14 protein-coding genes are annotated in these 13008 nt (G+C 62.3%); 12 read left to right on the forward strand and 2 right to left on the reverse strand.

The genetic code is table 11. The annotated features are described in order from the left end of the window. Window positions 1-445 precede the first annotated feature (445 nt). Window positions 446-823: a termination factor Rho gene (locus tag CAG46_RS15590; RefSeq protein WP_075045548.1), complete on the reverse strand. Its 378-nt coding sequence runs from the start codon at window positions 821-823 to the stop codon at window positions 446-448. A gap of 289 nt (window positions 824-1112) precedes the next feature. Between CAG46_RS15590 and pstS the strand changes: the two genes are divergently transcribed. From pstS to CAG46_RS15645, 11 genes are all read left to right on the forward strand, one after another. Beyond that, the gene (pstS, locus tag CAG46_RS15595; protein WP_025339575.1) at window positions 1113-2144 is read left to right on the forward strand and encodes a phosphate ABC transporter substrate-binding protein PstS; all 1032 of its coding nucleotides are present in this window, start codon (window positions 1113-1115) and stop codon (window positions 2142-2144) included. A 72-nt stretch (window positions 2145-2216) separates the two neighbouring features. Beyond that, window positions 2217-3182, forward strand: coding sequence for a phosphate ABC transporter permease subunit PstC (gene pstC, locus CAG46_RS15600; protein WP_023661148.1), 966 nt, complete (start codon window positions 2217-2219; stop codon window positions 3180-3182). Then, window positions 3182-4075, forward strand: a complete 894-nt coding sequence (pstA, locus tag CAG46_RS15605; protein WP_024086822.1) for a phosphate ABC transporter permease PstA — start codon at window positions 3182-3184, stop codon at window positions 4073-4075. Before pstC ends, pstA begins: the two co-directional genes overlap by 1 nt. Before the next feature lie 75 nt (window positions 4076-4150). Continuing rightward, window positions 4151-4912 (forward strand): phosphate ABC transporter ATP-binding protein PstB, encoded by a 762-nt coding sequence (pstB, locus tag CAG46_RS15610; RefSeq protein WP_031324478.1) that lies wholly within the window; start codon window positions 4151-4153, stop codon window positions 4910-4912. A 93-nt stretch (window positions 4913-5005) separates the two neighbouring features. After that, on the forward strand, window positions 5006-5704 hold the full coding sequence (locus CAG46_RS15615) for a hypothetical protein (protein WP_085616084.1): 699 nt from the start codon (window positions 5006-5008) through the stop codon (window positions 5702-5704). Continuing rightward, window positions 5704-6303, forward strand: coding sequence for a hypothetical protein (locus CAG46_RS15620; RefSeq protein WP_085616086.1), 600 nt, complete (start codon window positions 5704-5706; stop codon window positions 6301-6303). The genes CAG46_RS15615 and CAG46_RS15620 overlap by 1 nt, the downstream gene beginning before the upstream one ends. 157 nt (window positions 6304-6460) lie before the next feature. Next, window positions 6461-7015, forward strand: coding sequence for a helix-turn-helix domain-containing protein (locus tag CAG46_RS15625; RefSeq protein WP_015270026.1), 555 nt, complete (start codon window positions 6461-6463; stop codon window positions 7013-7015). 27 nt (window positions 7016-7042) lie between these two features. Beyond that, window positions 7043-8389: a glutamine synthetase family protein gene (locus CAG46_RS15630; RefSeq protein WP_061550788.1), complete on the forward strand. Its 1347-nt coding sequence runs from the start codon at window positions 7043-7045 to the stop codon at window positions 8387-8389. 84 nt (window positions 8390-8473) lie between these two features. Next, window positions 8474-9247, forward strand: a complete 774-nt coding sequence (locus tag CAG46_RS15635; RefSeq protein WP_025339571.1) for a gamma-glutamyl-gamma-aminobutyrate hydrolase family protein — start codon at window positions 8474-8476, stop codon at window positions 9245-9247. Between the two features lie 69 nt (window positions 9248-9316). Continuing rightward, window positions 9317-10675 (forward strand): aspartate aminotransferase family protein, encoded by a 1359-nt coding sequence (locus tag CAG46_RS15640; RefSeq protein WP_085616088.1) that lies wholly within the window; start codon window positions 9317-9319, stop codon window positions 10673-10675. Window positions 10676-10968: 293 nt separating this feature from the next. Next, on the forward strand, window positions 10969-11523 hold the full coding sequence (locus CAG46_RS15645) for a helix-turn-helix domain-containing protein (RefSeq protein WP_025339569.1): 555 nt from the start codon (window positions 10969-10971) through the stop codon (window positions 11521-11523). Between the two features lie 31 nt (window positions 11524-11554). Here CAG46_RS15645 and CAG46_RS15650 read toward each other — a convergent pair whose 3' ends face one another. Next, entirely contained in the window at window positions 11555-12325 is a 771-nt protein-coding gene (locus CAG46_RS15650) for an SDR family NAD(P)-dependent oxidoreductase (protein WP_085616090.1), read from the reverse strand. Window positions 12326-12482: 157 nt separating this feature from the next. Between CAG46_RS15650 and CAG46_RS15655 the strand changes: the two genes are divergently transcribed. Continuing rightward, window positions 12483-13004 carry a chalcone isomerase family protein gene (locus tag CAG46_RS15655; RefSeq protein WP_085616380.1) on the forward strand — a complete coding sequence of 174 codons (522 nt, stop codon included), beginning with the start codon at window positions 12483-12485 and terminating at the stop codon, window positions 13002-13004. The last annotated feature ends 4 nt before the right edge of the window (window positions 13005-13008 follow it).

Genomic DNA, 13008 nt, shown 5'->3' on the forward strand with positions numbered 1-13008 from the left:
ACAGCTACAACGGCTATGAAACGCCAGTAGCCATGGAGGAAAAGCTCAAGGCAGCGGCATGAACCTTAACCGGTGTCCAAAATTACTTGACCAGATCAAACCCGCTCCCACAGGGATCGCGCCCGGTTCAGGGTTGGCGCCATTCCAGTAGAGGCCATGGCCTTGCCCAAGGATCGTGAAAGCCTGCACGGGCCGGTGTGGGAGCGGGTTCACCCGCGAACACCGGCGTAGCCGGTGCCATGCACCGCGTTGCATTCTTCGCGGGTAAACCCGCTCCCACAGGGATCGCGTCTGGCCTAGGGTTGGCGCCATTTCAGTAGAGGCCATGGCCTTGCCCAAGGATCGTGAAAGCTTGCACGGGCCGGTGTGGGAGCGGGTTCACCCGCGAACACCGGCGTAGCCGGTGCCATGCACCGCGTTACATTCGCCGGGCCGGGGGCTTGTGTCATGCGTGTTTGAGCGCTTCCACCAATTGTGCCTTGGTCATGGTGGAGCGCCCCTTGATGTCTTTACTGCGCGCTTCCTTCATCAGGCTCTGCTTGCTCTGGGTTTCCAGGGAACTGCCCGATGTGCGGGAATGACCCTGGCGTGACTTCGCCGCCCGTTTGGCCGAGTCCGAGCGAGCAGTTTTCTTCTCGCTGGAAGAGGTGGCCTTGCCCGAGCCGCCTTTCTTCTCGCCACCCCCGGACTGTTTGTTGACGGTGGCCCAGGCGCGTGCTTCGGCCTGGTCTTCCGGCACGCCTTTGTGCTCGTAGCTTTCCTCGATATGTTCGGCCTTGCGCTTCTGCTTGTCGGTGTACTTGTCCTTGTCGCCGCGTGGCATGGCATTCACTCCCGTCTGGTTTGCATGAGCGGTTGAATGCCGCGGCAACACCCGAGTGCCCGGTAATCGACCAGCGGTGCCAGGAAACCTGTCGCCCACTCGAAACAGTCATTCAACCGACACATCGAGGCCTTAGGGTTGAGACAGGAACCCGTCCAGGGCTCTGCTCACTGATGTTGCCGTGATGGCGCCGCCAGACGGCTCTACCGTGCGGCTTGCCATTCATTGGTCACAAAGCTGTAACATTGCTGCTGCAAAGTGTGCCGGCCATCACACGGAGCGCTTTTCGATGATACGCCTGATGAAGTCTGCTGCACTCGCCGTTGCCGTTTCGCTTTGCGCCACTTCGGCATCCTTCGCCGCAGAGAACGTCCGCCTGACCGGTTCCGGCGCCAGCTTCCCGGCACCGATCTACCTGACCTGGTTCAAGGCCTTCAGCAAGGAAACCGACGGTGTCACCGTTGACTACCAGTCCAAGGGGAGCGGGGCGGGTGTTCAGGACTTTCTGAACAAGACCGTCGACTTCGCCGCCAGCGACTCGGCAATGAAAGCCGAAGAAATCGCCAAGGTCGGCGAGGGCGTGCAGTTGCTGCCAATGACCGCCGGTGAAATCGTCCTGGCTTACAACCTGCCGGGCAACCCTAAAGGGCTGAAGCTGCCACGCGATGTGTACTCCAACATCTTCCTCGGCAAGATCACCCAGTGGAACGACCCGCAGATCGTCGCGGCCAACCCTGAGCTGAAACTGCCAGCCACCCCGATCACCGTGGTCGTGCGTGCCGACTCCAGCGGTACCACTGCGGTATTCACCAAGCACCTGTCGGCCATCAACGCTGACTTCAAGCAAGCGCTGGGTGAAGGCAACACCGTCAACTGGCCGGCCAGCGACAAGTTCATCAAGTCGCCGAAGAACGACGGCGTAACCGCTACCGTCCGCCAGACCCCAGGCGCCATCGGCTACATCGAATACGGCTTCGCCAAGTTGGCCAAGGTCGACTTCGCCCAGCTGCAGAACAAGGCCGGCCAGTATGTCGTGCCGAACGCCGAGAGCGGTGCCGAGGCGCTGGCTGCGGTGCAGATGCCGGAGAACCTGGTGGCCTGGCTGCCTGACCCGGACGGTGCCAAGTCCTACCCGATCACCTCCTACACCTGGATGATCTTCCGCAAGGACAACGGTAACCCGGCCAAGGCCAAGGCCATGCGCGAAATGGTCGAATACAGCCTGACCGAAGGCCAGAAGATCGCCGACTCGATGGGCTACATCCCGCTGCCAGCGTCGGTTGTCGATCAGGTACGCAAAGCGTCCGCCAACATCCAGTAACACGCCCAGGCGCTCCCGGTGTGGCCTGGCGGCCATGCCGGGTGTGTTTGCCCTCTGTCCCGGAACTTGCCAATGAACACTCCTTTTGCCATCCCGGCTAACCCCGACTCCGCGTGCCAGCCACCGTCTGCGAAAGACTTCCTGGTTGATCGCACCTTCCGTGCGCTTGCACGCATCGGTGTGGTGCTGGTGCTGGCGCTGGTCTTCGCGCTGGTCTACGAAGTGGGCCGCAAGGCACTGCCAGGCATCGAGAAGCACGGCTTTGACGTGCTATTCGGCAGTGTCTGGGACGTCAACCAAGGCAAGTACGGTATTCTGCCAGCGATCTGGGGCACCCTCTACAGCGCCCTGATCGCCCTGTTGATCGCCGGTTTCTTCGGCGTCAGCATGGCCATTTTCCTGACCCAGGACTTCCTCCCGGCCCGGCTGGCGGCGGTGTTCCGCACCATCGTCGAGCTGCTCGCTGCCATCCCCAGCGTCGTCTACGGCCTGTGGGGGATCTATGTGGTCATCCCGGCCATTCGCCCACTGACCACCTGGCTGAACAGCGAACTGGGCTGGATTCCCTTTTTCGGTACTTCCCTGAGCGGCCCAGGGCTGCTGCCTGCCGCACTGGTACTGGCGATCATGATTCTGCCGACCATCGCCGCCGTTTCGCAGGACGCCCTGACCAGCGTGCCGATGAAGACCAAGCAGGCCGCCTACGGCCTGGGCGCCACCCACTGGGAGGCCATCCTCAAGGTGATGGTGCCATCGGCAGCCACCGGCATCTTCGGTTCGCTGGTGCTCGGCCTGGGCCGTGCGCTGGGTGAAACCATGGCGCTGGCCATGCTGGTGGGTAACGCCAACAACATTTCCCTGTCCTTGTTCGCCCCGGCCAACACGCTGGCGGCCTTGCTGGCGCTGAACTTCCCGGAGGCCGGCCCGAACGAGATCGAGGTGCTGATGTACGCGGCACTGGTATTGATGTTCATCACCCTGGCGGTGAACGTGCTCGGCTCGATGATCATGCTCTACGCCCAGCGGGGTAACAAATGATGACCAACCTCACCACCCCTGCAAACGCGTTGCCCAGCCTGCAGCGCAAGCTGGAAGGCCGTTCCCTGCGCAGCCTGGTGTTGACCACGCTGGCATGGTTCGCGGCACTGGTGGCCAGCGTGCCGCTGATTTCCGTGCTGTACATGCTGATCACCCGCGGCGGCGCACGCCTCAACCTGGAGGTGTTCACCGAGCTGCCGCCTACCGGCTTCGAGATGGGCGGGGGCTTTGGCAACGCCATGGCCGGTACTTTCGTCATGGTCGGCATTGCTGCCGCCATCGCCGTACCGGTTGGTATCCTGGCCGCGGTGTTCCTGGCCGAACTCGGCCCGGACAGCAAGCTGGCCAACGCCGCGCGCTTCGCCGCCAAGATGCTCACCGGCCTGCCGTCGATCCTGGCCGGCGTGTTCGCCTACGCCCTGGTGGTGATGACCACCGGCACCTACTCCGCGCCGGCAGGTGGTGTGGCCCTGGCGGTACTGATGCTGCCCATCGTCGTGCTGACCGCTGAAGAGTCGATGAAGATGGTGCCCAAGATCATGAAGGATGCCGCCTACGGCATGGGCTGCACCCGTGCCCAGGTGATCTGGAAAATCGTCCTGCCCACCGGCCTGCCGGCCATCCTGACCGGCGTCATGCTGGCCGTGGCCCGTGCCGCCGGCGAGACTGCGCCGCTGCTGTTCACCGCGCTGTTCAGCAACTACTGGATCCTGCATGACGGCGACCTGGCAGTCATGAACCCGACGGCCTCGCTGGCCGTACTGATCTACAACTTCTCCGGCATGCCATTCGACAACCAGCTCGAGCTCGCCTGGGCGGCCTCGCTGGTACTGGTGATGATCGTGCTGGTAATCAACATTCTGAGCCGAGTATTCGGCAAGCCCAAGTATTGAGAAAGGGAGCATCCGACCTTGAACGTATCCACTGCGCCAAAAGCCGCTCCCGTGGTCAGCGAAGCCCCCATCGTCATGGACTGCAAGCTGGACAAGATCTTCTACGGCAATTTCATGGCCGTTCGCGACAGCCATGTGCCGATCCGCAAGAACGAGATCACCGGTTTCATCGGGCCGTCCGGCTGCGGCAAGAGTACCGTGCTGCGTAGCCTCAACCGCATGAACGACCTGGTGAAGGGCTTCCGCTTCGAAGGCCATGTGCACTTCCTGGGCCAGGATGTCTACGGCAAGGGCGTCGACCCTGTGGTGGTGCGCCGCTACATCGGCATGGTGTTCCAGCAGCCCAACCCGTTCTCGATGAGCATCTTCGACAACGTCGCCTTCGGCCTGCGCCTGAACCGCTACAAGGGCGACATCGGCGACCGCGTCAAGCACGCGCTGCAGGGCGCCGCGCTGTGGGACGAGGTGAAGGACAAGCTCAAGGTCAGCGGCCTGGCCCTGTCCGGCGGCCAGCAACAGCGTCTGTGCATCGCCCGCGCCATCGCCACCGAGCCGGAAGTGCTGCTGCTGGACGAACCCTGCTCGGCACTCGACCCGATTGCCACCCGCAGGGTGGAGGAGCTGATGGTCGAGTTGAAGAAGGACTACACCATCGCCCTGGTGACCCACAACATGCAGCAGGCGATTCGTGTGGCCGACACCACTGCGTTCTTCTCGGTCGACATCTCCAAGGGCACCCGTACCGGTTACCTGGTCGAAATGGGCCCGACCACGCAGATTTTCCAGAACCCGCGTGAGCAGCTGACCGCCGACTACATCAGCGGCAAGTTCAGCTGAGGCCGTACCTGCCAAGGTGGCCGGGTGTTGCAGTCAGGAAGGCTGCAACACCCGGCCGCATTACCTTCCGCCAAGTGTTACCAGGGATTTCCAATGCCAGCGACGCGTCGTCTTGACCTGCCAGCGGTAGAGCGCGCACTGCGTGAGGTGCAGGCCCGCTTTGCCGAACTCAGCCAGCATTTCACCGAACCGCGGGATCCATTCACCGACGAGGTGCTGCTGAATGTGGTTGAAGGCTATGCCCTGATTGACGACTATGTCGCCCGGGGTGTCGACCTTTTCGACCTTCAGCAACTGAACCTGATGCTGGAGATCAACGCCACCGTGCTGTGCGGCAGCGACCCGGCACGCAGGCTGGAATTTGCCCCGCACCTGGCGGCGACCGAGGCGCACTTTTTCAATAATGTGGAGGGCGGCATCAAGGACCTCTACAACTGGTATTGCTCGTATGGCAGCGACTCGATCTGGAAGCGCGCGGCGGGTGTCTACGTTCGAATTCTGAGCAAGCCGCAGCTGTTCATCGAAGGCAACAACCGCACAGGGTCGCTCATTGTCAGCTACTTGCTGATGCGCGCGGGGCTACCACCATTCGTGCTGTCGCTGGACAACGCCGAGGGTTACTTCAACCCGTCCTCGGTCATACGCAACTCCGCCAAGCATGGGGTCAAGGCTTTGTACGAACTACCCAAGATCAAGAAAAAGTATGCAGCTTTCCTTGAAGCGCACGCGCCCGAGCCCGGCAAGTTCTTCCTCGGCGGCGCATCCATGCCTGCGCGCGAGAGGTGCCGCTGATGCAAAGCCCTTCTCTGTTCCAGCGCGGGCGGCAAGCCCTCGAGCGCACGTTCAATCGCCCGCAGGTACGCATTTCGTTCGATATCGACGACACGCTCGCCTGCCAGGCCGACCACGCCGCCGCCGAGCACAGCAAGCTGCCGGCGTTCGTCCACCGCTGGTTGGGTGAACCCCTGCGCAGTGGCACGCGCTCGCTGATTCGCGACCTGCGCCGCCAGGGTTGCAGCATCTGGATCTACACCTCGTCGGGGCGCACGCCGTCCTACATCCGCCGTTGGTTGATGCTCTACGGTATCCGCGTCGATGGCGTGGTCAACAGTGACCGGCACCAGCATATCCTGGCCGTGAACGGGCTTGAGAATTCGCCTTCGAAGTTGCCGTCGGCCTTCGATATCGACCTGCATGTCGATGATTCCGAGGGCGTGCGGCTGGAAGGCGTCGACCACGGTTTTCGCGTGGTGGTGGTGTGCCCCAAGGATGACAACTGGGCGCAGAAAGTGATGGATGCGGCGGTCGATGTCCAGGCACAGCTGGCCTGGCAGCAACCGCACCGCTATGAAATGCCGGTACGGCAGCGTTCGCAGGCCCTCGCTTCCTGAGGGCCTCAAGGTACTTTTCTCGTTACGCCTCTTCGCTACTTGTTGCCCCCCACCTCCATTCGCGGCTTCCCATTTTCAGCTTCGGCTTGACTCGTGAAATTTTTCATGTAATTTTTCATGAAAAATAACTCTAAAAATTTCACGGCAGTCTCAAACGATGAAGATGCACGAAGAGGTTGAAGCCCTCGCGATCCTTATTCACGACCTGCGCAAATTCAAGAACCTGACCCTGGGCGAACTGGCCGAGCGCATCAACCGCTCGGTCGGCTTCCTGTCCCAGGTCGAGCGCGGTGTTTCGCGCCCTACCGTGGCCGACCTCACCGCCATCAGTGAAGCGCTCGGCGTATCCACCGCGTACTTCTACAACCTGAGCAAGCCGCGCAGCGTCAGCTGGGTCACGCGCCCCCACGAGCGGCGCACGCTGTACCTCGAGTCGGGCATTACCGATGTGCTGGCTTCGCCCACCATCGGCGGCGCGTTCTCCATGCTCGACAGCCATCTCGAGCCAGGCGCCAGCAGTGGCGAGCTGTACCTGACTGACCGTTCCGAGCAGGGCTGTTTCGTGCTCGAAGGCGAACTCACGGTCTGGCTGGACCACGGCGACGCCGTGACCCTGCAGGCCAACGACTGCTTCCAGCTGCACCCCCACGCGCAGTTCCGTTACGCCAACCTGACGGAAAAAGCCACCCGCGTGCTCTGGGTCTTCAACTGAATTCGTTCACCTCACAAGGACAAGAAGATGAGTGTCGTCTTTCCGGATCTGCTGACTGAAGTGCGCTCGTTCCGAGCGCAGCACCCAGAAATACGTTATGTCGACCTGATTGCGCTGGATATTCCCGGGCACTTCTACGGCAAGCGCTACCCCATGGACATGCTGGAAAAAGTCGCAGCCGGCGCGCCGCTGAAGTTGCCGCAGAACTGCGTGCTGCTGGGCACCCAGGGTGGCCTCTACCCGATCGGCGACTACTGCTTCGCCGACGGCGACCCGGATGCCGCCCGCCGCCTGGTGCCGGGTACCCTCAAGCCGGTGCGCTGGGAAAAGGAACCGATCGCGCAGATGCTCATCACCTCCGACGGCACTGCCAAGCCCATCGAGTTCGAGCCCCGTGAAGTGCTGGCCCGGGTGATCCAGCGCCTGGCCAGGCGCGGCATTCGCCCGGTGGTGGCTTTCGAGCTGGAGTTCTACCTGTTCGACCGCAAGCTCGATAACGGCCTGCCACAGTACCCACGCGACAAGGCGACCGACGACCACGACGACCAGCCGAACATGCACATCGAGCGGCTGTCGCGCTTCGCACCGGTGCTGCACGAGATGGTCGATGGCGCCAACGAGCAGGGCGTGCCAGCGAACGTCATCACCGCGGAGCTGGGCCCAGGCCAGTTCGAGATCAACTTCTCGCACAGCGACGATGCCATGAGCGCGGCGGACTGGTCGGCGCTGTTCTGCCGCAGTACCCGCGGGATCGCGATGAAGCACGGCTACCGAGCCAGCTTCATGAGCAAGCCGTACCTCGACGCGCCGGGCAGCGGCATGCATGTGCATGTCAGCCTGTACGACAACGCCGGCAACAACATCCTGGCCGGCGATGACCAGCGCAAGCTGCGCCATGCGGTGGCAGGGTGCCTGGAGCTGCTGCCGCACTGCATGCCGATCTTCGCCCCCAACCACAATGCCTACCGCCGTTACGGCGCCATGGTCAACGCGGCGAGCAAGGCCAGCTGGGGTTTCGAAGATCGCGATGCGTGTATTCGCATCCCCGAGTCCGACCCGCGCAACCTGCGTATCGAACACCGCCTCGCCGGTGCCGATGCCAACCCGTACCTGGTGCTGGCGGCCATCCTGACCGGGATGGAGCATGGCCTGGAACGTGGCGTCGAGCCCATTGCCCCGCTGAACGACAACCGCCAGAGCGGCATCGAGTTCCCCAAGGATGCCTTCAGTGCCCTGGCGGCCATGCGTCACCACCCGGAGGTGAACGAGGGCCTGGGCAGTGAATTCGTGATGGTCTACTGCGAAAACAAATACCAGGAGCAACTGGACTTCATGCGCCACATCGATGCCCGCGAATACCGCTGGTTCCTGTAGCTGCCGGGGTTGGGGCAGCGCCGCTGCCCCCTGCCTTTCTACCGTTTCAATACAACGCGCAATATGGATTTGCCGGAGGAAGATATGCCACGTGTGCCCGTTATCGGCATTACCGCATGCACCAGCATGATCGAGCTGCATGCAACCCAGACCATCAGCGAGAAGTACGCGCGCGCGGCGGCCAAGGCAGCGTGCGGGCTGCCCATCGTGATACCCAGCCTCGCAGACCTGATGGACAGCGCCGATATTCTCGACGTGGTGGATGGGCTGATCTTCACCGGTTCGCCGTCCAACATCGAACCGTTGCACTACAACGGCCCGGCCAGTGCAGCGGGCACCCATCACGACCCGCTGCGTGATGCCACCACCTTGCCGCTGATGCGTGCGGCCATCGCCGCCGGTGTGCCGGTGCTCGGCATCTGCCGTGGCTTCCAGGAAATGAACGTGGCGCTGGGCGGCACCCTGCACCAGAAGGTGCATGAGACCGGCATGTTCATGGACCACCGCGAAAGCAAGGGTGAGCCCATCGAAAAGCAATACGGCCCGCGTCACGCCCTGCATATAGAGCCCGGCGGCATGCTCGACCGCATGGGCTTGCCGGCGGTCATCGATGTCAATTCCATCCACGGCCAGGGCATCGATGTACTGGCCCCCGGGCTGAGGGTGGAGGCGCTGGCACCCGATGGCCTGGTGGAAGCGATTTCGGTCGAGAACAGCAAGGGTTTTGCCCTGGCCGTGCAATGGCACCCCGAGTACCAGGTCATGGACAACCCACATTACCTGACCATCTTCCAGTCCTTTGGCAAGGCCTGCCGGCATCGCTCGGTATTGCGCCAGATGCTGTTGAAGTCCGCCTGACAGCGATCTATCCCAATTACAAAAAAGTACCTGCGTAGCACGGCTGCGCAGCTTGATGGAGTGAAGTCAATGAGTGAGCAGAATTCCCAGACCCTCGCCTGGCAAGCCATGAGCCGCGACCACCACCTGGCCCCGTTCAGCGATGTTCGGCAACTGGCCGAGAAAGGCCCGCGCATCATCACCTCGGCCAAGGGCGTGTACCTCTGGGACAGCGAAGGCCACAAGATTCTCGATGGCATGGCGGGCCTGTGGTGCGTGGCGGTGGGCTATGGGCGCGATGAGCTGGCCGACGTCGCCAGCCAGCAGATGAAGCAGCTGCCGTACTACAACCTGTTCTTCCAGACCGCGCACCCGCCCGCGCTGGAACTGGCCAAGGCGATCGCCGATGTGGCCCCGCGAGGCATGGACCATGTGTTCTTCACCGGCTCCGGCTCCGAAGGCAACGATACCGTGCTGCGCATGGTCCGCCATTACTGGGCGCTCAAGGGCCAGAAGAGCAAGAAGGTCATCATCGGCCGCATCAACGGTTACCACGGCTCCACCGTGGCCGGCGCGGGCCTGGGTGGCATGAGCAGCATGCACCAGCAGGGCGGGCTGATCCCGGATATCGTGCACATCCCGCAGCCGTACTGGTATGGCGAAGGCGGCGACATGACCGAGGCCGACTTCGGCGTGTGGGCGGCCGAACAGCTGGAGAAGAAGATCCTCGAAGTTGGCGTGGACAACGTTGCCGCCTTCATCGCCGAACCGATCCAGGGCGCTGGCGGGGTGATCATTCCACCGCAGACCTACTGGCCGAAGGTGAAGGAGATCCTGGCCAGGTACGACATCCTCTTCGTCGCTGACGAAGTGATCTGCGGCTTCGGCCGTACAGGCGAGTGGTTCGGTAGTGACTACTACGACCTCAAGCCCGACCTGATGACCATCGCCAAGGGCCTTACCTCCGGCTATATCCCCATGGGCGGCGTGATCGTGCGAGATGAAGTGGCCAAAGTCATCAGCGAAGGCGGCGACTTCAACCACGGCTTCACCTATTCCGGCCACCCGGTGGCGGCTGCGGTGGGCCTGGAGAACCTGCGGATACTGCGTGATGAAAAGATCATCGAGCAGGTGCACGACAAGACCGCTCCGTACTTGCAACAGCGCCTGCGCGAGCTGGCCGACCACCCGCTGGTAGGCGAGGTACGCGGCCTGGGCATGCTCGGTGCAATCGAACTGGTGAAGGACAAGGCCACCCGTGCGCGTCATGAAGGCAAAGGTGTCGGCATGATCTGTCGCCAGCACTGCTTCGACAACGGGCTGATCATGCGCGCCGTGGGCGACACCATGATCATCGCGCCGCCGCTGGTGATCAGCATCGAGGAGATCGACGAACTGGTGGAAAAAGCTCGCAAGTGCCTGGACCTGACGTACGAGGCTGTTCGCTGAGCGTCTGGGCGAGACAGTTGCCCCCACCTGACCGGTTGCGCGGTCAGGTGTAGGAGCGGCCTTGTGTCGCGATGGGCTGCAAAGCAGCCCCGGCAGTTTGTGCATCTGCGCTGAAACCCTGGGGCTGCTTTGCAGCCCATCGCGACACAAGGCCGCTCCTACAAGGGCCCGCGTCAACCGACCAGGCATATCTTCGCCGGCTCGTGCAATGCCGCGAAGCATCTTGCTTTGTGAAATGAATCATGTACTTTTCAGGGCATCAATTTTTCCCATCCGAAAGTCGCGATTCAACCATGAAAGTGCACGAAGAGATCGAAGGCCTGGCCGTACTGATTCGCGACCTGCGCAAGTTCAAGGGCCTGACACTGGGCGAACTGGCGCAGCGCATCGGCCGTTCGGTGGGCTTTCTGTCCCAGGTCGAACGGGGCGTATCCCGCCCAACCGTGGCCGACCTCACGGCTATCAGCGAAGAGCTCGGCGTCTCCACGGCCTATTTCTACAAGCTGGACCAGCCGCGCGAACTCGAGTGGGTCACCCGCCCTCACGAGCGTCGTACCCTTCACCTGGCCGGTGGCATCACCGATGTGCTGGCATCCCCCACGATAACGGGCGCGTTCTCCATGCTCGACAGCCACCTGGAGCCTGGGGCCAGCAGTGGCGAGGAGTACCTGGACGACAGCTCGGAGCAGGGCTGCTTCGTGCTCGAAGGCGAACTGACCGTATGGCTGGATGGCGGCGAGCCGGTAACGCTGCGCGCCAGTGACAGTTTTCAGCTGCAACCCCACGCAAGTTTTCGTTACGCCAACCTCACCGACAAGCCCACCCGCGTGCTCTGGGTGTTCAGCTGACAAGAGAAGCCAAGCCATGCTGGCTTTGGCGTCACCAGGCAATCGGTGTGCCGTCCCACGCCCAGAATGTACCGCTCTGGTCGGGGCCGTGTCGGCTCACCAGCGCTAGGATGCATGTCGCTGCAAATGCCGGCGAGAACAGTTTTCCCGGCGGTACATTGCCCTGAAAGGGTTGGGAAAGGCGGGTGTCGGTGGTCCCGGGATGCAGCAATAGTACCGTGGAAGCAGGGTTCAGTCGCTTGAGTTCGATGCTCGCAGTGTGCAGAAGCTGGTTGAGCGCGGCCTTGCTGGCGCGATAGCTGTACCACCCGCCAAGATGGTTGTCGCTGATCGACCCGACCCGCGCCGACAGTGCCACATAGGTCATCGGTTGCTGTCGCAACAAGGGCAGCAAATGCCTGAGCAGCAGGACAGGGGCGAAACAGTTGGTCGTGAAGCTGGCCAGCAGCCCAGCCATGTCCACCTGTGTCAGCGCTTTTTCGGCCCGTGCGGGTGCCTCTTGCAGCACGCCAAGCGTGCACAGTACAAGGTTCAGCTGGTCGCAGCAGGCGCCCACCCGTGCCGCCAGTGTTTGCAGTGCCACTTCGGAACACGCGTCGCAGTCGATGCGAACCAACTGTCTTGGGTGCTCGGCGAACAGAGCATCCAGCGCAGGGCTGCTGGTGGCATGTCGCGAGACGGCAAACACCCGCCCGATGTCGGCGCGCCCCAGCAACTGCGTGCACAGTGCAAGGCCAATTCCCTGGCTGGCTCCGCAGACCAGTACGTTGGCGGGAGAGTGAAGGTCATTGATAAGGCTCACTGAACTGCCTCCTTTCCTGGCACCACCGTATGTCCGCCTGTTCGCCACTTGCGCCGACATGTCGCTACGGGGTAGACACGTAAAATTGTACAATATGGCTAAAATCTGTACATAATTAACAATGTTGTACAGGTATTTTGGAGTGCTCGAGGTTACCATGGGGCGCACTGCTCGTTGGACCTGGCTTTGCCTGCTACTGACAGGCCTGTCCGAGGCGGCGGACTGGCGAGCGGAGCTCCCGGCGGCGCAACGGCTGGGCTCCGGTGAGTTCACCTGGTTCGGCCTGCGTCTTTACACCGCACAGCTATGGGCAGCAGGTCCGGTTCAGGGCTGGAACCGGCCTTTTGCCCTTGAACTCGCCTATCACCGAACGCTGTCCAGAGACATGCTGGTAAAGGCCAGCCTCGAGGAAATGTACCGCCTGGATCCTGATAGCCTGACGCCGCAGCGGCGCGCGGCGTGGTCCCAGGCCATGCAGCAGGCGTTCGTGGATGTACGCCCTGGCATGCGCATCACCGGCCTGTACATGCCGGGGCAGGGCTGCCGTTTCTACGTCGATGGCAAACTCAGCCGGGCGGTCGCCGACCCCGTTTTTGCACGGGCGTTCTTCGCCATCTGGCTCGATCCACGGGCCAGGGATCAACAACTGCGTCAGCGTCTGCTGGGGGACATGCCATGAATCT

This window comes from Pseudomonas sp. B23(2017) (genome assembly GCF_002113725.1).
Classification (GTDB): domain Bacteria; phylum Pseudomonadota; class Gammaproteobacteria; order Pseudomonadales; family Pseudomonadaceae; genus Aquipseudomonas; species Aquipseudomonas putida_Z.